Below are 24700 nucleotides of genomic sequence, written 5' to 3' on the forward strand. Positions count from 1 at the left end.
CGGCTCACAGTGCCGCCAGCTCGTCCACCAGGTCGTCCAGGCCCAGCGAACCCTGGGACAGGGCGGCCATGTGCCACGCCTTGAGGTCGAAGGCGTCGCCGTGCCGCTCGCGGGCCTTCTCCCGGCCGAGGAGCCACGCCCGCTCACCCAGCTTGTAGCCGATCGCCTGACCCGGGATCGTCAGATAGCGGGTCAGCTCGCTCTCCACGAAGTCCGCCGGACGGCTGCTGTGCGCCCCGAAGAACTCCTCGGCCAGTTCCGGCGTCCACCGCTCGCCCGGGTGGAACGGCGAGTCCGCCGGGATCTCCAGCTCCAGATGCATGCCGATGTCGACGATGACCCGCGCCGCCCGCATCATCTGCGCGTCCAGGTAGCCCAGCCGCTCCTCGGCGTCCGCGAGGAAGCCGAGCTCGTCCATCAGCCGCTCCGCGTACAGCGCCCAGCCCTCGGCGTTGGCGCTCACGATGCCGACGGAGGCCTGGTAGCGGGAGAGGTTCTCGGCCACGTGCACCCACTGCGCGAGCTGCAGATGATGGCCGGGGACACCCTCGTGGTACCAGGTGGAGACCAGGTCGTAGACCGGGAAGCGGGTCAGCCCCATCGTGGGCAGCCAGGTGCAGCCCGGCCGGGAGAAGTCCTCCGACGGGGGCGTGTAGTACGGCGCCGCCGCACTGCCCGCCGGCGCGATCCGCGACTCCACCTTCCGTACCCGCTCCGCCAGGTCGAAGTGGGTGCCGTCCAGCGCGTCCATCGCCCGGTCCATCACGCCCTGCAGCCACTCGCGGACCTCGTCGACGCCCTCGATGTGCCGGCCGTGCTCGTCGAGGTGCGCCAGCGCCACCCACGGGGTCGCGGCCCCGGGCAGGATCTTCTCCGCCTCCAGCCTCATCTCGCCCAGCAGCCGGTGGTACTCGGACCAGCCGTACGCGTACGCCTCGTCCAGGTCCAGGTCGGTGCCGTTGAAGTAGCGGGACCAGCGGGCGTAGCGCTCCCGGCCCGCCGTGTTCGGCGCGCCCTCGATGGCCGGCGCGTACACGTCGCGCATCCAGTCCCGCAGCTCCACGACCGCCGCGGTCGCCGCGCGGGCGCTCTCGTCCAGCTCCGCGCGCAGCGCGTCCGGCCCCGCGGCGGCGAAGTCCTCGAACCAGCCGCGGCCCTCGCCCGTGTCCGCCCACTCGCCGAGCTGCCCGACGAACGTCTCCGTCGGCCGCGGAGCCGCGTACAGCTTGCGTTCCAGGCCCAGCGCGAGGGACTCCCGGTAGCCCGCCAGCGCGGCCGGGACCGCGCGCAGCCGCTCGGCGATCGCCGCCCAGTCCTCCTCCGACTCCGCCGGCGTCACCGTGAACACCTCGCGCACCGAATGCGCGACCGTACCCAGGTTGCCGACCGCGCGCAGCCCCTCGTCCGCCTCGTGCACGGCGAGCTCGGCGGTGAGCCGCTCGCGCAGCAGACGGGCGCAGCGGCGCTCGATGCCGCTGTCCGCGCCGGGCTGCCGCTCGGCCTCGTCGAGCCGCGCGAGCGTGGCCCGCTGGAGCCCGGCGAGCGCCTCCTGTCCGGCGGGCGAGAGATCGGGCAGACGCGAGGAGCTCTCCTTCACTCCGAGGAACGTCCCGGCGACGGGGTCGAGGGCGATGAGCTCGTCGACGTAGGTGTCGGCGACCTGACGGGGAAGCGCGCTGTTGGTCTGAGACATGGCGACCATCCTGGTACGCGTCCTGTCGCGCGTCATCCCGTTTGAGCTGTGGGCGAAGGCGGCAGCATCGGCCCGCAGTCCCACTGCTGGAAGATCAGCCGGGTCTCCACGCGCGCCACCTCCCGCCGCGAGGTGAACTCGTCCAGCACCAGCCGCTGCAGATCGGCCATGTCCGCGACGGCGACATGCACCAGATAGTCGTCGGGGCCGGTCAGATGGAACACGGTCAGCGACTCCGGCAGCGCCCGGATGCGCTCCACGAACGGCCCCACCAGCTCCCGCCGGTGCGGCCTGACCTGCACCGACAGCAGCGCCTGGAGCCCACGCCCCAGCTTGGCGGGATCCAGCGTCAGCCGGTGCCCGAGGATCACCCCCGAACGGCGCAGCCGGGTCACCCGGTCCAGACACGTCGACGGCGCGACCCCGACCTGCGCGGCGAGATCCCGGTACGTCGTCCGGGCGTCGTTCTGCAACAGCCGCAGCAGATGAAGGTCCACCGGATCCAGTACGACAGATTCGGCCATCGGGCGAACGTAGCACGGTATCCAGCCACCTGAACCCGTTCGGTGTTCACCCTTCCGTCCATGGACTTGGGCATGGACACGCGACACACCACCCGGGCACTCGCCACCGAGGCCGTGCACGCGGGCCGCGACGATCTCGCCGGACGGGGACTGCACGCCCCGCCGATCGACCTGTCGACCACCTACCCGTCGTACGACAGCCGGGGCGAGGCGGCCCGGATCGACGCCTTCGCCGCCACCGGCGCCGAACCGGAGGGCCCGCCCGTCTACGGGCGGCTCGGCAACCCGACCGTCGCCCGCTTCGAGACCGCCCTGGCCCGGCTCGAAGGCACCGAGTCGGCGGTCGCGTTCGCCAGCGGCATGGCCGCCCTCAGCGCCGTCCTGCTGGCCCGCGGCTCGATGGGACTACGGCACGTCGTCGCCGTACGTCCCCTGTACGGCTGCAGCGACCATCTGCTGACCGCCGGACTGCTCGGCTCCGAGGTGACCTGGACCGACCCGGCCGGGGTCGCCGACGCGCTGCGTCCGGACACCGGTCTGGTGCTCGTGGAGACCCCGGCCAACCCGACGCTCGCCGAGATCGATCTGCGGGCCGTCGCCCACGCGTGCGGCTCCGTGCCGCTGCTCGTCGACAACACCTTCGCCACCCCGGTCCTCCAGCGGCCGGCCGAGCACGGGGCGCGGCTGGTGCTGCACAGCGCCACCAAGTACCTCGGCGGGCACGGGGACGTACTGGCCGGTGTGGTGGCCTGCGACGAGGAGTTCGCCGGGCGGCTGCGCCAGGTGCGGTTCGCCACGGGCGGGGTACTGCACCCGCTGGCCGGATATCTGCTGCTGCGCGGCCTGTCGACCCTTCCGGTCCGGGTGCGGGCAGCGTCCGCGAACGCCGCCGAACTCGCCCGCCGGCTCGCCGCCGACCCGCGCGTGGACCGGGTGCACTACCCGCGTATCGGCGGGGCGATGGTCTCTTTCGAAGTGCACGGGGACCCGCACGGGGTGATCGCCGGCGTACGGCTGATCACCCCGGCCGTCAGCCTCGGCAGCGTGGACTCGCTCATCCAGCACCCCGCCTCCATCAGCCACCGCATCGTCGACGCCGACGACCGCAGGGACGCGGGTGTCGCCGACCGGCTGCTGCGGCTCTCGGTCGGCCTGGAGGACGTCGAGGACCTGTGGGCCGATCTGGACGCGGCTCTGGGGGAGCGGGCCGGCGCCCCCGGACGCCCGGAGGCACTGGCCGAGGGCTGAGACCGGCCCCCCGGGGAGCGGTCCGGTGGCGCACCCCCTTCCCGGGGGCCCGTACGACGAGGTGTCCCCGTACGGCGCGGGTTACGGCCGGCCGATCCGCTCGCCGTGCTCCCGCTCCCGCGGCAGCCGGTCCCGTACGGCGTCCAGGCGGGCCGTGACGACCAGCGTGCCCTCCTCGATCTGGTAGTCGAGGGGCAGCCCCAGTCCGCGCATCGCGGCGACCATGCCGGTGTTGGACGCCCGCGTCACGGCGTACACGTCGGAGCAGCCCGCCTCGGCGGCCATCCCCACCAGCCGGGTCAGGAGTTCGGCGCCGATGCCCCGGCGCTGCCACGCGTCCTCCACGAGCAGCGCCACCTCGGTCTCGTCGCCGTCCCACAGCAGATGGCCGAGGCCGACCATGCGGCCCGAGGCGGTCTGCGCGGCGAGCGTGCGGCCGAAGCGGGGGCTGAGCAGATGGTTCAGATAGCGGTCCGCGTCGCCGGCCGGCCCGTGGTACCGCATGCGCAGGGTCTCGGCGGAGCACCGCTCGTGCATCGCCCGCGCGGCGGCCAGGTCACCGGTGTCCGCGCGGCGCACGGAGATGTCGCTGCCCTCGGGCAGGGTGAGGACGTCACGGCCGCGCGGGATGCGCGGACCGAGCCGGGCGTCCAGCTCCACCAGGGCCCGCGCGCGGGCGAACTCGGTGGGGGTGAACGGCAGATACGGCCGCTCCAGGGTGAGCACCCCGCCCTCCGGGGCGCGCAGCCGGATCACGGTGTCGTCCAAGAGGCCCTCCTCGGGCACGTCTTCGGGCACCCGCCGGCCGCCCACGGTCACGGCGGGCCGGGAGCGGATCGTGCACCGCCCCAGCAACTGACGCAGCGCGAGCGGCAGTTCGGCCGCGTCCTGGGCGGTACGGACGGCCAGCCCGAGGACTCGGGTCGGGGCGTCCACCAGATCGTGGGCGTCGGCCCGCTCGGTCCAGGTGTCCGTGCCCCCGGCGCGCGACACGGCCGCGACGAGGTCCGTCCCCTCCGGTGCCCGCAGCAGGAACTCGTCGACGGTGTCCTCGCCCAGCGGGTGCGTCTGCAGGCTGAGGATGTCGACCCGCAGCCCGGCCAGCGCCGTGCACAGCACGGCCAGCGCGCCCGGTTCGTCCTTCACCGTCGTCCGCATCCGCCACAGTACGCTGCCCCCGGACCCGGCGGAGGGCGGCGGCGTGCCGCCGGTATCGTGCGCCGGCGGCACGCTGCCGTGGCGTCGTGCCCACCATGCGTGGAAGGCGGCCGCGCACCGCGCGGCGGGCCCGTCGTACCGGGTGTTCGTCACTTCAGACATGTCTCGACTCATACAGCCACTGTGAAGGAATCGTGTTTCGTGATCACGAACGTACTGTGACTGATGGGTAAAGCGCGCTTCTGTCCGCTTTGTTGGGTCGGTGACGTCGGTCACTGACCGGAGCGACCGGCCGGTGTCACTGGCCGACCAGTCCCGGGCGCAGCGTCCTCGTGAACAGCACCGTGCCGTCCTGCTCCCGCATCCGCACCGTCAACTCGCCGCTGCCGCCGTCGATGTCGACCTCGCCGAAGAACTGGAAGCCGCCCGCGGGCGAGACGTTCGACGCGGTCGGCGCCTTCACCCACACCCGCTCCGGACCGAACGTGCCGTCCAGCGCGACGGCCGGGAACGCCCCCGCGTTCAGCGGACCGGAGACGAACTCCCAGAACGGCTCGAAGTCGTCGAACGCGGCACGCGACGGCTGGTAGTGCTGCGCCGAGGTGTGGTGCACGTCGGCCGTCAGCCACACCGTGCCGGTGATCCGCCGGTGCTTGACGAACCGCAGCAGCTCCGCGATCTGCAGCTCCCGCCCCAGCGGCGCCCCCGGGTCGCCCTGCGCCACCGCCTCCACGTTCCGCGCGCCCTCGGTCGTGTCCGGTACGACGAGGCCGATCGGCATGTCGGCGGCGATCACCTTCCACACCGCGCGCGAGCGTGACAACTCCCGCTTCAGCCACTCCAGTTGCTCGCGCCCGAGGATGCCCTGCGGGTCCACGGTCTGGTCACCGGAGGAGTTGGCGTTCCGGTACGTCCGCATGTCCAGCACGAACACGTCGAGCAACGGCCCCTGCCGCAGCACCCGGTACACCCGGCCCTCCCGGGCGCCCGGCCGCAGCGTGGACATCGGGAAGTACTCGCTGAACGCGCGCCGCGCGCGGGCCGCCAGCACATCGACGTCCTTCTCCGTGTACCGGGCGTCCGCGTCGGAGATCCGCTGGCCCGGGTACCAGTTGTTGCGCACCTCGTGGTCGTCCCACTGCACGATGGACGGCACCTGGGCGTTGAAACGGCGCAGGTTCCCGTCGAGCAGGTTGTAGCGGAAGTTGCCCCGGTACTCGGCGAGGGTCTCGGCGACCTTGGCCTTCTCCTCGACGGTGATGTTCCGCCAGGTCGTTCCGTCGGGCAGCGGTGCGGTCGCGGAGAGGGGGCCGTCGGCGTAGACGGTGTCGCCGCTGAACAGGAAGAAGTCGGGGTCGAGCCGGGCCATCGCGTCGAAGATGCGGTAGCCGCCGATGTCGGGGTTGATGCCCCAGCCCTGGCCGGCCAGGTCGCCCGACCACAGGAACCGCACCCCGTCCCGGCGCCGGGCGGAGACGGTGCGGAAGGTGCCGGTGACCGGCTCACCGGTGCGGCGCGGGTCGTCGGGGTCGGCGAGCAGCACCCGGTAGTGGATCTGCTCCCCGGACGGCAGACCGCGCAACCGGGTCGTGCCGGTGAAGTCGGTGCCCGGGCCGAGGACCGGGCCGTGCCATCGGTGCGGATGGCGGAACGACTCGGTCGCCGACGTCTCGACGATCATCCGCGCCGGACGGTCCGAGCGCACCCACACCAGCCCCGAGTCACGCGTGACGTCGCCGGTCTGCACACCCCACGCGGCCCGCGGGCGCCCGGAGCGGGCGAAGGCGGGCGCCGCGCCGAGGGCGGTGGGCAGGGTCAGGGCCGCCGAGGCCGCGAGCGAGCCGCGCAGCACGGCGCGACGGCCGGGGAGCGGACGGTGGGACATGGTGCGCCTCCAGTGACGGGATCCGGCCAGTGTGCGCACCCACACCTACTCGGGCCGTACGGCACGCACGCGAACCCCGGGTGAACAACCGGACGCGTCACCGCGCGCGTGCGCGCCCCGGCCTCAGCCGCTGCCGTCGAGGATGACGCGGGCGACCAGCGCCGGGTCGTCGTTCATCGGGACGTGGCCGCAGCCGGGCAGCCGGACCAGCCGGGCCCGGGGAATGATCTGCTTGGCACGCACACCCTGCCGGGGGACGAGCAGCCGGTCCTTGGCGCCCCAGGCGACGGTCACCGGGATGCCGGGCACATCGTCCGTGAACCGTACGGTGGCGCCCGCGCGGAGCGTCTCGGTGAACCCCGCGGCCCCGGCGAGGGCGAGCGTCTCGGCGACCACGGCCTCGGCGGAACGGCGCCCGGGACGGGCGTAGATGGTGCTGGTCAGTACCGCCCGGCCGGCCGCGGAGCGGGCGAGACGCTGCACCAGCGGGAGCGGCATCCGCTCCGCGATCCGCCGCATGCCGGTCAGCACGGCGAAGGCGTACCGCCGCTCACCCCGGGTCCAGAAGCCCGCCGGAGACAGGGCGGTGACGGACCGTACGAGCCGGTCGCGGCCGAGCTCCAGCGCCAGCAGACCGCCGAGCGAGTTGCCCGCCACATGCGGCCGGCCGAGCTCCAGTTCCTCGCACAGGGCGCGCAGCGCGGCGCTCATGGTGGGCAGGTCGTGGGCGAGACCGCCGGGCAGCGCCGGCGAGGCGCCGAAGCCCGGCAGGTCCACGGCGATCACCTCGCGCTCCGTGGCGAGGATGTCCACCACCGGGTCCCAGGCCTGACGGTGGTGGCCGATGCCGTGCAGCAGGAGCAGGGGCTCACCGCGGCCCACGCGCGCGTAGGACAGGGTCACGGACTGCGGGCCGAGGGGAGAGGTGACCTTGAAGGACACGGTCGCGGACATGGGGCTGCTCCTCTTCTGGAACTCGGGACGCGCGGAAACGGACGCCGCCTGACGTCGTGGACAGCTTGTCAGCGATTACTACCGGCGGGTAGCCCCCGGTTGGGTGTGCCCCGGGGCGGCCGGTGCCGCCTGGACACGGCCGCGCGGGTCCGCTGGGATGGTGCCGTGACCGCCGACTCCGCGACCGATGTCTTCGAAGCGCACCGCCCCGTCCTCCTCGGGGTCGCCTACCGCATGCTGGGGCGGGTCGCCGACGCGGAGGACGTCGTGCAGGACGCGTGGCTGCGCTGGTCGGGCGGCGACCGGTCCGGCGTACGCGACCCGCGCGGCTACCTGGTGCGCGTCACCACCCGCCTCGCCATCGACCGGCTGCGCCAGATCAAGGCGCGCGGTGAGACGTACGTCGGCCCGTGGCTGCCGGAGCCGTACGTCACCGACTTCGGCGACGCGGTCCCGGACACCGCCGAACGGGCGGTGCTCGCCGACTCCGTCTCCCTCGCCGTCCTCGTCGTCCTGGAGTCCCTCTCCCCGCTGGAACGCGCGGTGTTCGTGCTGCGCGAGGCGTTCGGCTACCCGTACGCCGACATCGCGGTCATGCTCGACCGCGGTGAACCGGCCGTACGGCAACTCGCCGGCCGCGCCCGCGGACACGTCGGGGAGGGCCGTCCGCGTTACGACGTCGACCCCGCCCAGCGCCGCGACCTCACCGAACGCTTCCTCGCCGCGGCCACCGAGGGCGACCTGGAGGGGCTGCTGGAACTGCTCGCCCCGGACGTGCGTCTGGTCGGCGACAGCGGCGGCAAGTCGCGCGCCCCGCTGCGGGTCCTGGAGGGCGCCGACCATGTGGGCCGCTTCCTCTTCGGAACCGCCCGCAAGGGTCTGCCCGACGTCTCCTTCCGCTTCCTGGAGCTCAACGGCGGCGTGGCGGTGCTCGTCCGGTCCGGCGGCAAGCCCGACTCCGTCTTCCAGCTCGACGTCGCAGACGGACGCGTCCGGACGGTGTACGTCATCCGTAATCCCGACAAGCTGTATTCGCTCGCCGCTCTCCCGTAGGACCGCCTCCGGGTCCTTCGTCTCGGGTTGATTGGTATTGACCAAGGGTGTGGGCCGCCTTATGGTCGCAGACAAGTGAAACAACCTTTAATAAACAAGGGCGCTAAAACGCCCGCCGGACACGGCGATCGTGGAGGACAGGGTGGGGACCACGCAGCTGGAAACGGTGCCGGAACCGAAGTACTGGCACCTGAGGACCGTGCTCAGCGAGGCGCTGGACTCGGAGTTCTCGGTGGGCGAGATCCTGCCCAATGAGCGTGATCTCGCCGCCCGCTTCGGCGTCGCGCGCGCCACGCTCCGGCAGGCTCTGGAACAGCTCGAACTCGAGGGCAGGCTGCAGCGCCGCCGGGGGGTGGGTACGACGGTCGCGCCGCCGCGCATGGGCGTGTCCGTCGGGACGGCACAGCACGCCTGGCCGGGCGGGGCGCAGGATGCCTGGCAGGCCCTGGACTGCGCGCTCGAGGTGCCGCCCGCCGGCGTCGCCGAGGCGCTGGTGACCGGCAGCGCCGAGCCGGTGCACGTCGTGCGGCGCTCCCGGGTGTCCCACGGCCAGCCCGTCGCCGCCGAACTGCTGTACATCCCGGGGGACTCGGTACCGGACCTGACCGGCATCGACGCGCCGGCCGGTCCGGCACGCGCGCGTGCGGTGCTGCGGGAGCTGCAGCGGCTGGAGCTGGAGCGGCAGGAGAACGCGGTAGAGCTCGGGTCCGCCCGCGCGGACGACGCGAGGGAGTTGGACCGCCTGCCGGGCGCGCCGGTGCTGGTCGTGACGACCCGCTTCATCGCCCGCGGCCGTACGGCGGCCCTGTCCATGGCGACCTATCGCGCGGACACCTGCCGACTCACCTTCGGCGACGCGGGCGGCGTGGAAATCCACCACGGCCCGACCCGCCACGCCTCCTGACCCCGCAACCACGCCCACCCCTGCAGCCCGCCGTAGCTGCGGGCAGTCGTGCCGCTGGGGCGGCACGGGTGGGCGCAGCGGCACCCCCTCCAGCGGGGCGAGCGCACCCTCACCCCCGTCCAGCAGCTGCCCGGGGTGACGGCTGAGCGGGGGGACGGAGCGCAGCCCGGCGCCTACGGGGTGCCGTCGCGCCCACCCGTGCCGCCCTGCGGCACGACTGCCCGCGGACCGGCGGGATCGGCGGGAGCGGCGGGGAGCGATGGCGTCGCGCGACCCGGACTCGGGCGCTAGCGGCGGGCCGTTACCGTGCCCTCTACCGCGAAGAGTTGTTCCTCGACGTGGTCGAGGGCCAGGCGGACCGCCCCCGTGGCGACCGCCGCCTCCCCGAGATGGGACAGCGTGACCCGCGGCGGTCGCAGGCAGTAGCGGGCCAGTTCGCGGCGCAGCGGCTCGAGGACGCCGTCCAGGCCCGCCGCCCACCCCCCGATCACCACCAGCTCCGGATCGAGCGCCAGCACCAGCGCCGCCACATCGTGCACCAGCCGCCGGATGAACCGGTCCATCGCCGCCAGCGCCCGCTGATCACCCTCCCGCGCCTGGGCGAACACCTCGGCGACCGCCTGCTCGTCCAGCGGATGCAGCGGCTCGTCCGTCGTGGACAGCAATGTCTCCGGCGTGGCCTCCCGCCCCAGCAGATGCAGCGCCCCGATCTCGCCGGCCGCCCCGCCGTACCCCCGGTGCAGCCGCCCCCCGATCAGCGAACCGGCCCCGGGGCTCAGCCCGGCCAGCACGAACACCACGTCGTCGGTCTCCCGCGCGGCCCCCTTCCAGTGCTCGGCGACGACGGCGGCGTTCGCGTCGTTCTCCACGAGCACCGGACACTTGAAGGACCGGCTCAGCCGCTCACCGAGGCCGAGCCCCGTCCAGCCGGGCAGCGCCGTGCCCAGCCGCACCGTTCCGTCCGCCTCCACGATCCCCGGCGTACCCACGCCCACGGCCCGCAGCGAGCCGCGCGGGACACCGGCCCGGCGCAGTAGCTCGGCGACGGCCGCGTCGATCCGCTCCAGCCGCTCGTCGGCGTCGACCGTCTCGTCGACGTCCCGCGCCTGGGCCCCGATCACCCGCCCGTCCAGATCGGCCAGCAGCGCGGCCACCCGGTGCACGCCGATCTCCAGGCCCAGCAGATGCCCGGCCTCAGCCCGGAACCGGAACCGCCGAGCCGGCCGCCCCTGCCGCCGCGCGGCGCCCTCCTCGGCCACCGTCTCCACGACGAGGCCCGCCTCGATGAGCCCCTCCACCACGCCCTCGACGGTCGGCCGGGACAGCCCCGTCACCCGGGTCACCTCGGTCAGCGTCGCGCAGTCCGTGGCCCGCAGCGCGTGCAGCACCACCGCGGAGTTGATCCGTCGCAGCAGCGAGGGGTCCCCGCCGGTCAGCCGACCCACCGTCCGTCCTCCCTGCTCGTGCGCGTGTTGGGCGGATCGTACTCGGCGCCGACGGCCCCGGCGACCTCCGGGCGGGGACGCCCCGAAGGGGCACGGTTCAGCCCGGCGCCACGAAGCCCGACTCGTACGCCGCGATCACCGCCTGGGTCCGGTCCCGCGCCCCCAGCTTGGCCAGCACGGCGCTCACATGGGACTTCACGGTCTCCGTCCCCACCACCAGCTTCGCGGCGATCTCCGCGTTCGTCAGGCCCCGCGCCATCAGCCGCAGCACCTCCCCCTCGCGCTCGGTCAGCCGCGCCCGCGCCAGCCGGTCGCGCGCCGCGCGGTTGCCGTCGCCGTCGGCGTACTGCGCCGCGAGCCGCCGTACCGAGGCGGGGAACAGCAGCGACTCGCCCTCGGCGACCAGCCGCACCGCGTGCACGATCTCCGCCGGCCGTGCCCGCTTCAGCAGAAACCCGTCGGCTCCCGCACGCAGCGCCCCGTACACGTACTCGTCGTTCTCGAACGTCGTCACGACGAGGATCTTCGGCGGCGCGTCGACCGACCGCAGCAACGCGCGCGTGGCCTCGATCCCGTCCAGCAGCGGCATGCGTACGTCCATGGCCACCACGTCCGGCCGCAGCCGCCGTACCAGCGGAATGACCGCCGCCCCGTCGGCCGCCTCCCCGACGACCTCGATGTCCGCCTGCGCCTCCAACACGGCCCGCAGACCCGCGCGTACGAGGGGCTCGTCGTCGACGAGCAGAACGGTGACCGGCATCCGGTCAGCGTAGATCAGCCCAACGGCAGTTCCACCCGCACCCGCCAGTCACCCCGGTCGGGGCCGGTGTGCGCCTCGCCGCCCAGCAGGGACGCGCGCTCGCGTATGCCGCGCAGGCCGCTGCCCCTGCCGGGTGCCGGTGCCGCCCCGGTGAACGGATTGCGGACCTCCAGGCCCAGCGTGCCGTCCCCGACCGTGACACGGACCCGCACGGGGACGGCACCCGCGTGCCGCAGCACGTTGGTCAGAGCCTCCTGGAGAATGCGGTACCCCTCGCGGGAGACCGGCCCGGGCACGGTGTCCAGGGGGCCGGTCATGTCGGCGTCGACCGTCGCGCCGGAGGCCCGCGCGGACTCCAGCAGCCGGCCGGCGTCCGTGAGGGCCGGCCGGCCGCCGGCCGGTCTCCCGGACTCGCGCAGGACACCGAGGACCCGCTCCAGGTCCTCCAGAGCCGCCCGGCCGGTCTCCTCGATGGCGTCCAACGCCCGCTCGGTGAACGCGGGATCGCCGGCCGCGCGGGCGGCGCCCGCCTGCACGACGGCCACGGTCAGCGCGTGGCCGATGGAGTCGTGGAGCTCACGGGCGATGCGCGTGCGCTCCAGAAGCTGCTCGGTGCGTTCCTCCAGGGCGGCCAGCCGCTCGGCGGGGGAGGGGCCGAGCAGACGCCGCGCCAGCGCCGTGATCAGCCGCCCCGACGTGACCACGGTCGCCGCCAGGATCACCAGCAGCACGGGCAGCAGCAGGACATGCCACCACCTGTGGCCGTCGAGCAGGAACGGCTCGCCCGACGCCGTGTCCCCGCCGAACGCCGCCGCCGCCAGGTCCACCGCGGCGATGAGCAGGTTCGCGACGAACACAGAGGTCGCGCAGCCGATCAGCAGCCGCACCTGCAGCCATACGACGACCCGGCCCCGGTCGCTCCAGGAGACGGACGGAGCGACGACGATGCCGGCGCTGTCGCTGTCGTGCCGCTGGCCCGTCAGCAGCAGCCTGGCCTGCAACCCCTCCACCGTGCGCATCGCGGGCACCAGTCCCGCCGGCAGCAGCGCCACGGCCGCCAGCGCCCAGGTCCACCACGCCTCCTCCAGGAACAGCCACAGCGACGGCCACACGATCGCCATGAACAGATGCAGCAGGCGTGTGTACGTCACTGTCCGGCCGAACGGGCGCAGCAAGCGGGGCATTGCGTCATCGTCCCAGCCGTCACCGGCAACGGACCTCCCCCGCGCGGGGGAGACGATCTCCACCGGCGGGGGAGGCGCCGCCCCCGTGCGAGGCGCCACGCTGAGGCACATGACCAGCATCGACGTCCAGGACCTCACCAAGGAGTACGGCACCCGGCGAGCCGTCGACCACCTCACCTTCCGCGTCCTGCCCGGCCGCGTCACCGGCTTCCTCGGCCCCAACGGCGCGGGCAAGTCCACCACGATGCGCCTGGTGCTCGGCCTCGACCACCCCACGTCCGGCTCCGCCACCCTCGGCGGCCGCCCCTACGCCGCCCTCGACGAACCCCTGCGCCACGTGGGCGCCCTGCTGGACGCGCAGGCCGCCCACGGCTCCCGCACCGGCCGCGACCATCTGCGGGTCCTGGCGGCGAGTCACCGCATCCCGGACCGCCGGGTCGACGGGGTGCTGGAGGAGACCGGTCTGGGCCCGGCGGGGCGGCGCCGGGTGCGGACCTACTCCCTGGGCATGCGCCAGCGGCTGGGCATCGCCGCCGCACTGCTCGGCGACCCGGAGGTGATCATGCTCGACGAGCCCTCCAATGGCCTCGACCCGGAAGGCATCGTGTGGATCCGCACCCTGCTGCGCCGGCTCGCCGACGAGGGGCGGACCGTGCTGGTCTCCAGCCATCTGATGAACGAGACCGCCTCCTTCGCCGACCATCTCGTCGTCCTCGGCCGCGGCCGGCTCCTCGCCGACACCCCGATGCGGGAGTTCATCGACGCCCGCGTGCGTCCCGCCGTCCGCGTCCGCACCTCCGACCCCACCGCCCTCAGGAGTGCCCTCGCCCGGCACGGTCACGACGTCGCGGAACACCCGGACGGCCACTGGACGGTGCCGGACGCGCGCGTGGACGACATCGGACGCCTCGCCTCCGCCGCACAGGTGCCGCTTCTCGAACTCACGGCGGCCGAGGGCACCCTGGAACAGGCCTATCTGGATCTGACCGCCGCCGAGACCGAGTTCGCCGCACAGCCCCAGGAGGCCTGACCCATGCCGTTCGCACCCGTGCTCCACGCCGAGTGGCTGAAGATCCGCACCGTCCGCTCGCTCCCGGGAGCCCTGTTCGCGCTGTTCGCGGCGACCACCGCGTTCTCCGCGCTCGCCGGCCTCTCGGACACGTCGGACCCCGGGTCCGACCCCCTCTTCACGGCCCTGTCCGGTGTCACCCCCGGTCAGATCGCCGCCATCTCCTTCGGCGCCATGGCCGTGGCGGCGGAGTACCACGACGGAGCCCTGCGCCTCTCCCTGGCGGCGACCCCGCGCCGCGGCCGCTGGTTCGCCGCCAAGGTCACGGCCATCGCCGTACCCACGTTCCTCGTGAGCCTGCTGACCGCCCCCGCCGCCCTCCTCGCGGCCCGCGCGGGGCTCGGACCGGCGGCGAGCGGCCTCACCGCGGCCGAACAGATCCGGGGTGTCGTGGGCTGCGGCGTCTACCTCACGCTGATGGCCCTGCTCGCCGCCGGCCTGGCGACCGTACTGCGCAGCGGGGTGGCCACGCTGTCGCTGCTGATCCCGTTCATCCTGGTCGTCTCCTTCGTGATCGGCGACGCGGCCGGCACCGTCGTCGGCTATCTGCCCGACCGTGCCGGACAGGTGGTCCTGTACCAGCACCACGAAGGAACCCCCGGCCCCTGGACCGGACTTGCGGTGACCGCGCTGTGGACGGCCGCCGCCCTCCTGGCCGGGGCCTGGAGCCTGCGCCGCCGGGACGCCTGAGCGGGAGGCCGGCTGACACCCCGCCAACTGTCAGTGGCGGCGGGTTTACTGGACCCATGAACATCGCCCGGCACATCGCCCTCATCGACGAGCTGTGCTTCCGTCCGTTTCCGGCGGAGCACGGCCCGTCGGACGTCGGCTTCGGCGGACCGGGCCACCATGTCGCCGTACTGGAGACCGGCGACGGACCGGACGCCGACCCCGCGCGGTGGGCGGTCACGGTGGACCAGTTCGAGAAGGGCCGCGACGCCGTGTACGAGGTGCTGGCCTCCCGCTGGGGGGACGTCGACCCCTGGAACCTGCGGACGGTCCTGCTGCGCACGGAGCGGGAGGAGATACCCGAGCCGTGGGCCCGGCTCGGCGCACTGGCCGATGTGGCCTGGCTGTGGGAGGTGCAGGGCACCGGCCGCTGGGTCGCCGTCGCGGTCGCCCACCGCGACCCGGCGGACGCGGTCCGGTTGCTGGCGGTGGTCACGGAGACGGCACCGCCCTGACCGCCGGCCCTCACGGCCCCGCCGCGGCCTCCCGCAGCCGTCCGAACTCCTCCGCCAGCGTCACCGGCGTCCAGTGCGCGTTGAGCCCGCTCGGATTGGGCAGCACCCACACCCGGGAGTCACCGATGAGCCGCGCCTGCGGCCCCACCTGTGCTTTCCGTTCGTCGAACGCCGCGCGATACGCGGTGACCCCGACCACGGCCAGCCACCTCGGCCGCAGCCGCGCCACCTTCAGCGCGAGCAGCCGCCCGCCCTCCCGGTACTCCTCGGCGCTCAGCTCGTCGGCCCGCGCGGTCGCCCGCGCCACCACATTGGTGATGCCGAGCCCGTACGACAGCAGTTCCCCCTGCTCGGACGGCAGCAGCAGCCGGGGCGTGAAACCGGAGCGGTGCAGCGCCGGCCAGAAGCGGTTGCCGGGGCGGGCGAAGTGGTGGCCCGTCGCGGCCGTCGTCAGACCCGGGTTGATGCCGCAGAACAGCACCCGCAGGCCGTCCGCGGCCACGTCCGGTACGAGACGGTCGCGGGCGGCCTCCAGCTCCTCCTGGGTGAAGCGCGTCAGAGGATCGCCCCGGGGGTGTACCCGGCGGCCTCCGGGTGCCGCTTGAGGATCTCGTCGATCCGGCCGACGACGGCCGTGACCTGGTCGCTCGCCGCGCCGGTGAAGGACAGCTTGTCCGCCATCAGCGCCTCCAGCTCGGCCCGGCCGAGCGGCAGCCGCTCGTCGGCGGCGAGCTTGTCGAGGAGGTCGTTGCGATCGGCGCCCCGCTCGCGCATGGCGAGGGCGGTCGCGACGGCGTTCTCCTTGATCGCCTCGTGCGCGACCTCGCGGCCCACGCCCGCGCGCACCGCGCCCATCAGCACCTTGGTGGTCGCGAGGAACGGCAGATAGCGGTCCAGCTCCCGGGCGACGACGGCCGGGAACGCGCCGAACTCGTCCAGCACCGTCAGGAACGTCTCCAGCAGACCGTCGAGCGCGAAGAACGAGTCCGGCAGCGCGACCCGGCGCACCACCGAACAGGACACGTCGCCCTCGTTCCACTGGTCGCCGGCCAGCTCGCCGGTCATCGAGGCGTAGCCGCGCAGGATCACCATCAGGCCGTTGACGCGCTCGCAGGAGCGGGTGTTCATCTTGTGCGGCATCGCGGAGGAGCCGACCTGGCCGGGCTTGAAGCCCTCGGTGACCAGCTCGTGCCCGGCCATCAGCCGGATCGTCTTCGCCAGCGACGACGGCGCCGCGGCCAGCTGCACCAGCGCGGTGACGACCTCGTAGTCGAGCGAGCGCGGGTAGACCTGGCCGACGCTGGTGAACGCCTGCGAGAAGCCCAGATGCCCGGCGATCCGCCGCTCCAGCTCCGCGAGTCCGCCCGCGTCGCCGCCGAGCAGGTCCAGCATGTCCTGCGCGGTGCCGACCGGGCCCTTGATGCCGCGCAGCGGGTAGCGGCCCAGCAGCTCCTCCACCCGGCCGTGGGCGACGAGCAGCTCGTCGGCGGCGGTGGCGAACCGCTTGCCGAGGGTGGTGGCCTGCGCGGCCACGTTGTGCGAGCGGCCGGCCATGACCAGCTCGCCGTACTCACCGGCCAGCCTGCCGAGGCGGGCCAGGACGGCCACCGTACGGTCGCGCATCAGCTCCAGCGAGAGCCGGATCTGCAACTGCTCGACGTTCTCGGTGAGGTCGCGGGAGGTCATGCCCTTGTGCACGTGCTCGTGCCCGGCGAGGTCGTTGAACTCCTCGATCCGCGCCTTCACGTCGTGCCGGGTGACCTTCTCGCGCTCGGCGATCGAGGCCAGGTCGACGGTGTCGAGGACACGCTCGTAGTCGGCGATCGCCGCGTCGGGCACCTCGATGCCGAGGTCCTTCTGGGCCCGCAGCACGGCGAGCCAGAGCTGCCGCTCCAGCCTCACCTTCTGCTCGGGCGACCAGAGCGTGGCGAGCTCGGCGGAGGCGTAGCGTCCGGCGAGGACGTTCGGGATACGGGGCTTGGCGGGCGCAGCAGTCACGTATCGGGAGTCTACTGGCGATTCCTGCAGGCCGGCGCCACGGGGTCGTTCGTCGGAAGCTACAAGGGCCCGCGGTCAGCGGGCCTCGTACGGCAGCAGCTCCGGGCGCTTGGGCGGCAGACCGTCGCCCGAGGAACGGCCGGTGAGACGGCGGCCGATCCACGGCAGCAGGTACTGCCGGGCGAACCGCGCGTCCGCGGCGCGGCGTGCCGTCCAGCGCGGCGGCAGCGTCGCCTCCGGCGGCAGACGCCAGTCCGGATCGTCCGGCGTGTGCCCCAGCGTCTGCCAGACCGCCTCGGCGACCCTGCGGTGGCCGTCCGCCGTCAGATGCAGCCGGTCCACGTCCCACAGCCGGGGATCGGCGAGCGACGGCGCCCCGTACAGGTCGACGACCAGTGCGCCGTGCCGCTCGGCGAGCTCGTCGACGCACTCGAACAGCGCCTCCATCCGCGGGCGGAACCGCTCCAGGACCGGCCCCTGGCGGCCCGGGCTGCGCATCAGCACCAGCTGCCCGCAGTGCGGGGCGAGCCGCTCCACGGCTTCGGTCAGCAGCTCCCGCACCCGCACCATGTCGCACTTGGGCCGCAGGGTGTCGTTCAGCCCGCCGACCAGGGTGACGACGTCCGCCCGCATGGCGGCGGCGGTCTCGACCTGCTCGTCGACGATCTGCTGGATCAGCTTGCCGCGCACCGCCAGGTTGGCGTACCGGAAACCGGGGGAGGCGGCCGCCATCCGCGCCGCGAGGAGGTCGGCCCAGCCGCGGTAGGTGCCGTCGGGCAGGAGGTCCGACATGCCCTCGGTGAAGGAGTCGCCGAGGGCGACGAGGCTGCTGTAGGTGGGGTTCGTCTGCATGGCGACACAGATGGTAACCCGAGGCACATACCCGGCGGTCGGTCGCCCTCGCTCAGGCCCGCTGCCCGAACAGCTCCTGCAGCACGTCCTCCATGGTCACCAGCCCGGCCAGCCGCCCGTCGGTCCCGAGGACGGCCGCCAGATGCGTACGGCTGCCCCGCATCGCGGTGAGGACGTCGTCCATCGGCGTGCTCTCCCGCACCCGCGCGATGGACCGCATCTCACCGAGCCGGAACGGCAGGTCGCGCGGCGAGGCGTCGAGAGCGTCCTTCACATGCAGATAGCCGACGATGCGCCGCTGCCCGTCCACCACCGGGAAGCGGGAGAACCCGGTCTCCGCCGACAGCCGCTCCAGCCCTTCCGGGGTGACGCCCACGCTCGCGTAGACCACGTCCGCCAGCGGCATCACCACGTCCCGCACGGGCCGCCGGCCCAGCTCCAGGGCGTCGTTCAGCCGCTCCCGCGCGCGGTCGTCGATGAGGCCCGCCTCACCGGAGTCCTTCACGATCTGGGCCAGCTCGGCGTCCGAGAACGACGCGACGACCTCGTCGCGGGTCTCGACCCGCATCAGCTTCAGCAGCGTGTTGGCGAACGCGTTGATCGTGAAGATCACCGGCCGCAGCGCGCGGGACAGCGCCACCAGCGGCGGACCCAGCACCAGGGCGCTGCGCACCGGCTCGGCCAGCGCGATGTTCTTCGGCACCATCTCGCCGAGCAGCATGTGCAGATACGTGGCGAGCGCCAGCGCGATCACGAACGACACCGCGTGCCCCGCGCCCTTGGAGACGCCCACCGCGTGGAACACCGGTTCCAGCAGATGCGCGATGGCGGGCTCGGCGACCACGCCGAGGACCAGCGTGCACAGTGTGATGCCGAGCTGTGCGGCCGCCATCAGCGCGGACACGTGCTCCAGACCCCACAGCACGCTCTTCGCGCGCCGGTCGCCCGCCTCCGCGTGCGGTTCGATCTGGCTGCGGCGCACCGAGATCAGCGCGAACTCGGCGCCGACGAAGAAGGCGTTGACGACCAGCGTCGCCAGACCGATCAGCAGTTGTACGACGGTCATCGCCGTGCCCCCTCGTCGTCGGTGGTGCCGTCCGTCCGTGGTGGTGCCGGCTGGCGGTCGCCGGGCGGCGCGTGCAGCAGGACGCGTGCCGCGCGGCGGCCGGTGGCGTCCACCACGTCCAGCCGCCAGCCCGCCACCTCGAAGGTGTCGCCGACGGCCGGTATCCGGCCCAGCTCGGCCGCCACGAGCCCGGCGAGGGTCTCGTACGGCCCCTCCGGCGCGCGCAGGCCGACCCGGGCGAGCTGGTCCACGCGCGCGGAGCCGTCTGCCGAGAACAGGGTGCGGCCGCTCTCGTCGGCGCCGGCCCGGGCCAGGTCGGGCGTCTCGTGCGGGTCGTGCTCGTCGCGGACCTCGCCGACGACCTCCTCGACGATGTCCTCCAGCGTGGCCACGCCGGCCGTGCCGCCGTACTCGTCGATCACCACGGCCATGGTGCGCCGGCCGGAGAGCCGGTCGAGAAGCCGGTCGACGGTGAGCGAGCCGGGGACCAGCAGCGGTTCGCGCATCAGCTCCGACACGGGCACGTGGGCACGGCGCTCGGCGGGCAGCGCCAGAACGTCCTTGACGTGCGCGGTGCCGACGACCGCGTCGAGGGTGCCCCGGTAGACGGGGAACCGGGAAAGGCCCGTCGCCCGGGTCACGTTCGCCACGTCCTCGCAGGTCGCCTGGACGTCCAGGGCGACGACCTGCACGCGGGGCGTCATCACGTTCTCCGCGCTGAGGTCGGCGAGGTTCAGTGTGCGGACGAAGAGCTCGGCGGTGTCCGCCGCCAGGGCGCCCTCCCGCGCGGAGTGCCGGGCGAGCGCCGCGAGCTCCTGCGGCCCCCGCGCGGACGCCAGCTCCTCGGCCGGCTCCACGCCGATACGGCGCACTATGCGGTTGGCCGAGTTGTTGAGGTGGGTGATGAACGGGCGGAACGCGGCACTGAACCAGCGCTGCGCGTTGCCCACCGTCCTGGCGACGGCGAGCGGCGAGGAGATCGCCCAGTTCTTGGGCACCAGCTCGCCGACCACCATCAGGAACACCGTCGACAGGGCGGTGCCGATCACCAGGGCGAGGGAGCGGGCCACCGAGCCGGAGACGCCCATGTCCTCCAGCGGGCCCGCGATCAGCGCGGCGATCGACGGCTCGGCCAGCATGCCGACCACCAGATTGGTGACCGTGATGCCGAGCTGCGCCCCGGAGAGCTGGAAGGTCAGATTCCGTACGGCCTTGAGCGCGCCGGCGGCGCCCCGTTCGCCGCGTTCGACCGCCCGCTCCAGCTCGGCCCGCTCGACCGTGGTGAGGGAGAACTCGGCCGCGACGAAGGCGCCGCAGGCGAGCGAGAGCAGGATCGCCGCGAGAAGGAGGAGCACTTCGGTCATCGGGTCACCTCTGTCCCATGGTCGGACAGGACGGGAACAGACGCGCGGTGTCGCGGACCGGGGGGCTCGCCCATGGGCGGACGCACACAACCTTTCATGGAGGACCGAGTTGCCCACTCATGGTAAAGGACCGGCAAAGGAGTGTCGGCGGGCTGTGGATCACGGGGTGAGCGGCTTCACCCAGCGCCGCCACCGCTCCTCCGGCGCGTACCCGGCGGCGGTCCACGCGTGATGGGCGATGCCGTTGTCCTGGAGCACCATCGCGTCCGCGCGGCGTCCGCCGAGCCGTACGAAACGGTCCTCGGCGGCGGTCAGGAGCGCGGAGGCGATGCCGCGCCGGCGGTGGTCCGGGTGCACCGCCAGCCGGTACAGGTGGCACCGCCAGCCGTCGAAGCCGGCGATCACCGTGCCGGCCAGTTCGCCGCCGGTCTCCGCGAGGATAAGCGCCTCGGGATCGCGGGCGACCAGCCGCTCCACACCGTCCCGGTCGTCGCTGATGCTCGTTCCCTCGGCGGCGGCCTTCCAGAAGGCCAGCACGGCGTCCAGATCCCGGGGCGTCGCGGCCCGTACACGCAGCTCGTTCATCAGCCGATCCCACCACGCCCACCCCCACCCCACAGCCCATTCCACCATCCGGACCCCCGACGCCGTCCCCACGCCATCCTTCCGCGCCCCCGCGTCCTCGCGCCCCCGCGTCCTCGCGCCCCCGCGTCCTCGCGCCCCCGCGTCCTCGCGCCCCCGCGTCCTCGCGCTCCCGCGCCCCCGCGCCCCGCGTCCCGGCCGATCCCGCGCTCCCGCGTCCCGGCCGATCCCGCGCCCCGCGTCCCCCCCGATCCCGCGCTCCCGCGCCCCGCGCGCCTGCGGCCGCCGCTCCCGCCGGTCCGCGGGCAGGCGTGCCGCAGGGCGGCACGGGTGGGCGCGACGGCACCCCGTAAGCGCCGGGCCGCGCGACCTCCCCCCGCTCAGCCGTCACCCCGGGTGCCGCCGCGATGCCCACCACCGCCGAGCCGATGACGACCGCCGCGATGGTCCCCCACGGGATCGCGAGCGCCGTCATGCCCTGAAGGGCGAGGACCTGCTGGACGCACAGCCCCCACACCAGCCCCAGCCCGAGCCCCAGCACCGCACCGAACACCGCGATCACCACCGACTCCAGCCGGATCATCCGCCGCAGCTGCCGCCGCCCCAGCCCGATCGCCCGCAGCAGACCGATCTCGCGCGTACGCTCCACCACCGACAGCGCGAGCGTGTTGACCACGCCCAGCACCGCGATGACGATCGCCAGCCCCAGCAGGGCGTAGACGAGGTACAGCAGTACCGCGATCTGGTCGTGCACCAGCTCCTTGTAGTCGGCCTGATCACGGGCCTGCACCTGCGGATACGGCTCCAGCGTCGTCTCCAGCCGCTCGCGCAACAGCTCCACGCTCGTCCCGGCGGCCGCGTTGACGTAGAGCGCGGAGTCCTGACCGCCCGGCACGTACTCCTCGACCGTGGCGATGCCGAAGACCAGCCCGCCCGCCATCCCGAAGCCCGAGCCGCCGTCCATGTCGGTGAGGGCGGCCACCGTCAGCTCGGTGCTCCGGCCGCCGGGGAACTCGACCGGGACGGTGTCGCCCCTACGGACGCCGTGCTCCCCGGCGAAGTCCACGTCCATGGCGACGTTGCCGTCCGCGAGCGCGGCCGCCGTGTCGCCGGACGCGTATGTCACGCGTGCGACCTCGTCCGCCCCGTCGTCGTACCCGGCGGCGGTGGTCTCGACCCGCTCCCCGTCCGGCAGCGTCACCGCCACCGGCGCGAACCGCTGCCGTACGACCACTCCCACGCCCTCCGTGTCCCGCACCCGGTCGGTGACCTCCTGGGGGAACGGCGTGAAGTTGGCGTTCTGCAGCACGAAGTCGGCGCCGAGCGTTTTGTCGATCTGCTCGTCGAAGGAGCGGGACATCGAGGCGCTCGCCACCGACATCCCGCCCACCAGGGCGAGCCCCACCATCAGCGCGGCCGCGGTCGCGCCGGTACGGCGGGGATTGCGCAGGGCGTTGCGCTGGCTCATCCGGCCGACGGAGCCGAACAGCGCCGGGAACGCCCCGCCCAGCACCCGGATCACCGGCCGTACCAGCAACGGACCGGCGATCACCGTGGCGACCAGGGTGAGGACGACGCCGAGCCCCAGCAGGGAGGCCGCCGACGACGTCTCGCCGGCCAGGACGCAGCCCACCAGCGCGGCCGCGCCGAGCGCGCCCACCACGGAACCCACCACCGCGCGGGTGCGCAGCGGCCGTCCCGTACCGGCGATCTCCGCGTCCGCCAGCGCGGCCATCGGTGACACGCCCGCCGCGCGGCGGGCCGGGAGATACGCCGCGACGAAGGTGACGCCCACGCCGACGACGTACGCGGTGACGGGGGTGGCCCAGCCGACGACCATCTCCGTGGTCTTCAGGTTCATACCGATCGAGCTCATCAGCCGGATCAGCCCGAGGGCGAGCCCGGTGCCGGCCGCCAGTCCCACCGTCGAACCGACCAGACCGAGCAGCACCGCCTCGGTGAGCACGGACCGGCGTACCTGCCTGCGGTCGGCGCCCAGCGCCCGCAGCAGGCCGAGTTCACGGGTCCGCTGGGCGATCAGCATCGAGAAGGTGTTGACGATCAGGAAGACGCCGACGAGGACCGCGATCCCGGCGAAGCCGAGCATCACGTACTTGATCACGTCGAGGAATCCGCCGAGTTCGTCGGCGGCGGTCTCGGCGGTCTCGTCCGCCGTCTGCACCTTGTAGGCGTCGCCGAGCCGCTCGGTGACCCGGCGCTTCAGCTCCGCGTCGGTGACGCCCGGGGCCGCGTCGAGGGAGACGCTCGTGGCCAGGTCCGCCGAGCCCAGCAGCCTGGCACCCGCCACCGCGGGGTCGAGGAAGACCAGCGCCGCGCCCGGGTTCGTGGTGGTGAACGTGGCGATGCCCACGATCTCCACCCGGAAGGAGCCCGGCTGCGCCTGCACGGAGAGCGTGTCCCCGATCCCGACGTCCTTGGCGTCGGCGGTGTCCGCGTCCAGGACCGCCTCGCCGTCGCCGCGCGGGGTGCGGCCGGAGGTCAGCTCCACCACACTGCGCTCGCTGACGTACCAGTCCACGGCGATCGTCGGCGCGCCCGTGGTCGGCCCCACCGACTCGTTGTCGCCGTCGACGACCGTGATGTTCTCGACGCTGATGTCGGGGCGGGCCGACTCGACGCCGTCGACCCCGGTCAGCTCCCGCACGAGCGAGGCCGGCAGCGTCCGGACGGCGCCGGTGGGCACCGACGACTCCAGGTCGTCCCGCGGTTCCACCGTCACATCGGCGGAGGTGGACGCGAACAGCCGGTCGAAGGTACGGGAGACCGTGTCGGAGAAGATCAGGCTGCCCGCGACGAACGCCACGGACAGCACGATGGCCAGCGCGGACAGCAGCAGCCGTCCCTTGTGCGCGAGAAAGCTCCGCAGCGTCGCCTTCAGCACGGCGTCAGTCCTCCCCGGAGGTCGGCTCGTCGCCGGCCGGGGCGGCCCCCGTGACGGTGTCGTCCGCGGTCGCGCGGATCACGTCGAAGCGCTTCATCCGCTCCAGCACCGACTCCGCCGTGGGCCGGCGCATCTCGTCCACGATGCGGCCGTCCGCGAGGAAGAGAACCAGGTCGGAGTGGGCGGCGGCGCCCGGGTCGTGCGTGACCATCACGACGGTCTGATGGAGCGAGTCCACGGCCTCGCGGAGGAAGCCGAGCACCTCGAGACCCGCGCGGGAGTCGAGGTTGCCGGTCGGCTCGTCGGCGAAGATCAGCTCGGGCCGCGAGGCGAGCGCCCGCGCACAGGCCACCCGCTGCTGCTGTCCGCCTGACAGTTGCGCGGGGCGGTGCTTGAGGCGGTCCCGCAGGCCGAGCGTGTCGATGACCTGGTCCAGCCACTTCTCGTCCGGCTTGTGGCCCGCGATGTCCATGGGCAGGGTGATGTTCTCCCGCGCGTTCAGCGTCGGGATGAGATTGAAGGACTGGAACATGAACCCGATACGGTCCCGCCGCAGCCGGGTCAGCTCACGGTCCCTCAGCCCGGTTATCTCGGTGTCTCCCAGCCACACCTGTCCGGCGGAAACGGTGTCGAGTCCCGCCAGGCAGTGCATGAGCGTGGATTTCCCGGACCCCGACGGGCCCATCACCGCGGTGAACCGGCCGCGCGCGATGTCCACGTCCACCGAGTCCAGGGCCAGCACGGTCGTCTCGCCCGAGCCGTACGCCTTGGTCAGACCGCGGGCGCGGGCCGCGATCCCGTCGGCCGACGCGAGGCCGGGGGCGTGCTCCGCAGCAGGTGTGGACAAGGCCGCCTCCTCCGAATGGACGTCAGGT

General features: G+C 73.5%; 21 protein-coding genes and 1 pseudogene. 6 read left to right on the forward strand and 16 right to left on the reverse strand.

Annotated features, from left to right (window positions below; genetic code table 11):
* Positions 1-4: 4 nt before the first annotated feature.
* Positions 5-1693 carry a DUF885 domain-containing protein gene (locus IF28_RS0104680; protein WP_030214267.1) on the reverse strand — a complete coding sequence of 563 codons (1689 nt, stop codon included), beginning with the start codon at positions 1691-1693 and terminating at the stop codon, positions 5-7.
* 32 nt (positions 1694-1725) lie between these two features.
* Positions 1726-2217, reverse strand: coding sequence for an Lrp/AsnC family transcriptional regulator (locus tag IF28_RS0104685; protein WP_030214269.1), 492 nt, complete (start codon positions 2215-2217; stop codon positions 1726-1728).
* A 72-nt stretch (positions 2218-2289) separates the two neighbouring features.
* Here IF28_RS0104685 and IF28_RS0104690 point away from each other — a divergent pair, with 72 nt between their 5' ends.
* Complete coding sequence (locus IF28_RS0104690; RefSeq protein WP_234324930.1) at positions 2290-3465, forward strand: trans-sulfuration enzyme family protein; 1176 nt, start codon at positions 2290-2292, stop codon at positions 3463-3465.
* 81 nt (positions 3466-3546) lie between these two features.
* Here the strand turns inward: IF28_RS0104690 and IF28_RS0104695 are convergent, their stop codons facing one another.
* The 3 genes from IF28_RS0104695 to IF28_RS0104705 form a co-directional block, all read right to left on the reverse strand.
* Positions 3547-4785: a GNAT family N-acetyltransferase gene (locus tag IF28_RS0104695; protein ID WP_051713639.1), complete on the reverse strand. Its 1239-nt coding sequence runs from the start codon at positions 4783-4785 to the stop codon at positions 3547-3549.
* A 136-nt stretch (positions 4786-4921) separates the two neighbouring features.
* Positions 4922-6508 (reverse strand): alkaline phosphatase D family protein, encoded by a 1587-nt coding sequence (locus IF28_RS0104700; RefSeq protein WP_030214280.1) that lies wholly within the window; start codon positions 6506-6508, stop codon positions 4922-4924.
* Between the two features lie 123 nt (positions 6509-6631).
* The gene (locus IF28_RS0104705) at positions 6632-7462 is read right to left on the reverse strand and encodes an alpha/beta fold hydrolase (protein WP_030214284.1); all 831 of its coding nucleotides are present in this window, start codon (positions 7460-7462) and stop codon (positions 6632-6634) included.
* A 165-nt stretch (positions 7463-7627) separates the two neighbouring features.
* On the opposite strand from IF28_RS0104705, the gene IF28_RS0104710 reads away from it, so the two are divergent.
* Both IF28_RS0104710 and IF28_RS0104715 read left to right on the forward strand, forming a co-directional pair.
* Positions 7628-8515 (forward strand): RNA polymerase sigma-70 factor, encoded by an 888-nt coding sequence (locus IF28_RS0104710; RefSeq protein WP_030214287.1) that lies wholly within the window; start codon positions 7628-7630, stop codon positions 8513-8515.
* Positions 8516-8657: 142 nt separating this feature from the next.
* The gene (locus IF28_RS0104715) at positions 8658-9419 is read left to right on the forward strand and encodes a GntR family transcriptional regulator (RefSeq protein WP_030214290.1); all 762 of its coding nucleotides are present in this window, start codon (positions 8658-8660) and stop codon (positions 9417-9419) included.
* A 287-nt stretch (positions 9420-9706) separates the two neighbouring features.
* Here the strand turns inward: IF28_RS0104715 and IF28_RS0104720 are convergent, their stop codons facing one another.
* From IF28_RS0104720 to IF28_RS0104730, 3 genes are all read right to left on the reverse strand, one after another.
* A complete protein-coding gene (locus IF28_RS0104720; RefSeq protein ID WP_030214293.1) occupies positions 9707-10864 on the reverse strand; it encodes an ROK family transcriptional regulator in 1158 nt (385 codons plus the stop codon).
* A gap of 97 nt (positions 10865-10961) precedes the next feature.
* A complete protein-coding gene (locus IF28_RS0104725; protein WP_030214296.1) occupies positions 10962-11624 on the reverse strand; it encodes a response regulator transcription factor in 663 nt (220 codons plus the stop codon).
* A 14-nt stretch (positions 11625-11638) separates the two neighbouring features.
* The gene (locus IF28_RS0104730) at positions 11639-12808 is read right to left on the reverse strand and encodes a sensor histidine kinase (RefSeq protein ID WP_030214300.1); all 1170 of its coding nucleotides are present in this window, start codon (positions 12806-12808) and stop codon (positions 11639-11641) included.
* Positions 12809-12917: 109 nt separating this feature from the next.
* Here IF28_RS0104730 and IF28_RS0104735 point away from each other — a divergent pair, with 109 nt between their 5' ends.
* From IF28_RS0104735 to IF28_RS0104745, 3 genes are read left to right on the forward strand one after another with little or no spacing between them, the layout of a single operon-like run.
* Positions 12918-13838: an ABC transporter ATP-binding protein gene (locus tag IF28_RS0104735; RefSeq protein ID WP_030214303.1), complete on the forward strand. Its 921-nt coding sequence runs from the start codon at positions 12918-12920 to the stop codon at positions 13836-13838.
* 3 nt (positions 13839-13841) lie between these two features.
* On the forward strand, positions 13842-14567 hold the full coding sequence (locus tag IF28_RS0104740; protein WP_030214311.1) for an ABC transporter permease: 726 nt from the start codon (positions 13842-13844) through the stop codon (positions 14565-14567).
* A gap of 56 nt (positions 14568-14623) precedes the next feature.
* Positions 14624-15061: a hypothetical protein gene (locus tag IF28_RS0104745; protein WP_030214312.1), complete on the forward strand. Its 438-nt coding sequence runs from the start codon at positions 14624-14626 to the stop codon at positions 15059-15061.
* 10 nt (positions 15062-15071) lie between these two features.
* Here IF28_RS0104745 and mug read toward each other — a convergent pair whose 3' ends face one another.
* From mug to IF28_RS0104780, 8 genes and pseudogenes are all read right to left on the reverse strand, one after another.
* Positions 15072-15620, reverse strand: coding sequence for a G/U mismatch-specific DNA glycosylase (gene mug, locus IF28_RS0104750; protein WP_078620873.1), 549 nt, complete (start codon positions 15618-15620; stop codon positions 15072-15074).
* Complete coding sequence (purB, locus tag IF28_RS0104755; RefSeq protein ID WP_030214314.1) at positions 15617-17059, reverse strand: adenylosuccinate lyase; 1443 nt, start codon at positions 17057-17059, stop codon at positions 15617-15619. The genes mug and purB overlap by 4 nt, the downstream gene beginning before the upstream one ends.
* A gap of 75 nt (positions 17060-17134) precedes the next feature.
* Positions 17135-17911: an SGNH/GDSL hydrolase family protein gene (locus tag IF28_RS0104760; protein ID WP_030214317.1), complete on the reverse strand. Its 777-nt coding sequence runs from the start codon at positions 17909-17911 to the stop codon at positions 17135-17137.
* Positions 17912-17963: 52 nt separating this feature from the next.
* Positions 17964-18977 carry a hemolysin family protein gene (locus IF28_RS0104765; protein WP_030214320.1) on the reverse strand — a complete coding sequence of 338 codons (1014 nt, stop codon included), beginning with the start codon at positions 18975-18977 and terminating at the stop codon, positions 17964-17966.
* Positions 18974-20341 carry a hemolysin family protein gene (locus tag IF28_RS0104770; protein ID WP_030214325.1) on the reverse strand — a complete coding sequence of 456 codons (1368 nt, stop codon included), beginning with the start codon at positions 20339-20341 and terminating at the stop codon, positions 18974-18976. Before IF28_RS0104770 ends, IF28_RS0104765 begins: the two co-directional genes overlap by 4 nt.
* A 159-nt stretch (positions 20342-20500) precedes the next feature.
* Positions 20501-20926 carry a GNAT family N-acetyltransferase gene (locus IF28_RS37495; RefSeq protein WP_078620875.1) on the reverse strand — a complete coding sequence of 142 codons (426 nt, stop codon included), beginning with the start codon at positions 20924-20926 and terminating at the stop codon, positions 20501-20503.
* Positions 20927-21290: 364 nt separating this feature from the next.
* Positions 21291-23825 (reverse strand): annotated as a pseudogene (locus IF28_RS0104775) (ABC transporter permease); the annotation flags it as partial.
* Positions 23826-23829: 4 nt separating this feature from the next.
* Entirely contained in the window at positions 23830-24672 is an 843-nt protein-coding gene (locus tag IF28_RS0104780; RefSeq protein ID WP_037892493.1) for an ABC transporter ATP-binding protein, read from the reverse strand.
* Positions 24673-24700: the final 28 nt, after the last annotated feature.

It is taken from the genome of Streptomyces sp. NRRL WC-3626 (assembly GCF_000718785.1).
Lineage (GTDB): Bacteria > Actinomycetota > Actinomycetes > Streptomycetales > Streptomycetaceae > Streptomyces > Streptomyces edwardsiae.

Bases quoted from the DNA above. Each gene is read 5' to 3' on its own strand.
- IF28_RS0104680 (WP_030214267.1), bottom strand. From the start codon at position 1,693: ATGTCTCAGACCAACAGCGCGCTTCCCCGTCAGGTCGCCGACACCTAC.
- IF28_RS0104685 (WP_030214269.1), bottom strand. From the start codon at position 2,217: ATGGCCGAATCTGTCGTACTGGATCCGGTGGACCTTCATCTGCTGCGG.
- IF28_RS0104690 (WP_234324930.1), top strand. From the start codon at position 2,290: ATGGACACGCGACACACCACCCGGGCACTCGCCACCGAGGCCGTGCAC.
- IF28_RS0104695 (WP_051713639.1), bottom strand. From the start codon at position 4,785: ATGTCTGAAGTGACGAACACCCGGTACGACGGGCCCGCCGCGCGGTGC.
- IF28_RS0104700 (WP_030214280.1), bottom strand. From the start codon at position 6,508: ATGTCCCACCGTCCGCTCCCCGGCCGTCGCGCCGTGCTGCGCGGCTCG.
- IF28_RS0104705 (WP_030214284.1), bottom strand. From the start codon at position 7,462: ATGTCCGCGACCGTGTCCTTCAAGGTCACCTCTCCCCTCGGCCCGCAG.
- IF28_RS0104725 (WP_030214296.1), bottom strand. From the start codon at position 11,624: ATGCCGGTCACCGTTCTGCTCGTCGACGACGAGCCCCTCGTACGCGCG.
- IF28_RS0104730 (WP_030214300.1), bottom strand. From the start codon at position 12,808: ATGCCCCGCTTGCTGCGCCCGTTCGGCCGGACAGTGACGTACACACGC.
- IF28_RS0104735 (WP_030214303.1), top strand. From the start codon at position 12,918: ATGACCAGCATCGACGTCCAGGACCTCACCAAGGAGTACGGCACCCGG.
- IF28_RS0104740 (WP_030214311.1), top strand. From the start codon at position 13,842: ATGCCGTTCGCACCCGTGCTCCACGCCGAGTGGCTGAAGATCCGCACC.
- IF28_RS0104745 (WP_030214312.1), top strand. From the start codon at position 14,624: ATGAACATCGCCCGGCACATCGCCCTCATCGACGAGCTGTGCTTCCGT.
- IF28_RS0104760 (WP_030214317.1), bottom strand. From the start codon at position 17,911: ATGCAGACGAACCCCACCTACAGCAGCCTCGTCGCCCTCGGCGACTCC.
- IF28_RS0104765 (WP_030214320.1), bottom strand. From the start codon at position 18,977: ATGACCGTCGTACAACTGCTGATCGGTCTGGCGACGCTGGTCGTCAAC.
- IF28_RS0104770 (WP_030214325.1), bottom strand. From the start codon at position 20,341: ATGACCGAAGTGCTCCTCCTTCTCGCGGCGATCCTGCTCTCGCTCGCC.
- IF28_RS37495 (WP_078620875.1), bottom strand. From the start codon at position 20,926: ATGAACGAGCTGCGTGTACGGGCCGCGACGCCCCGGGATCTGGACGCC.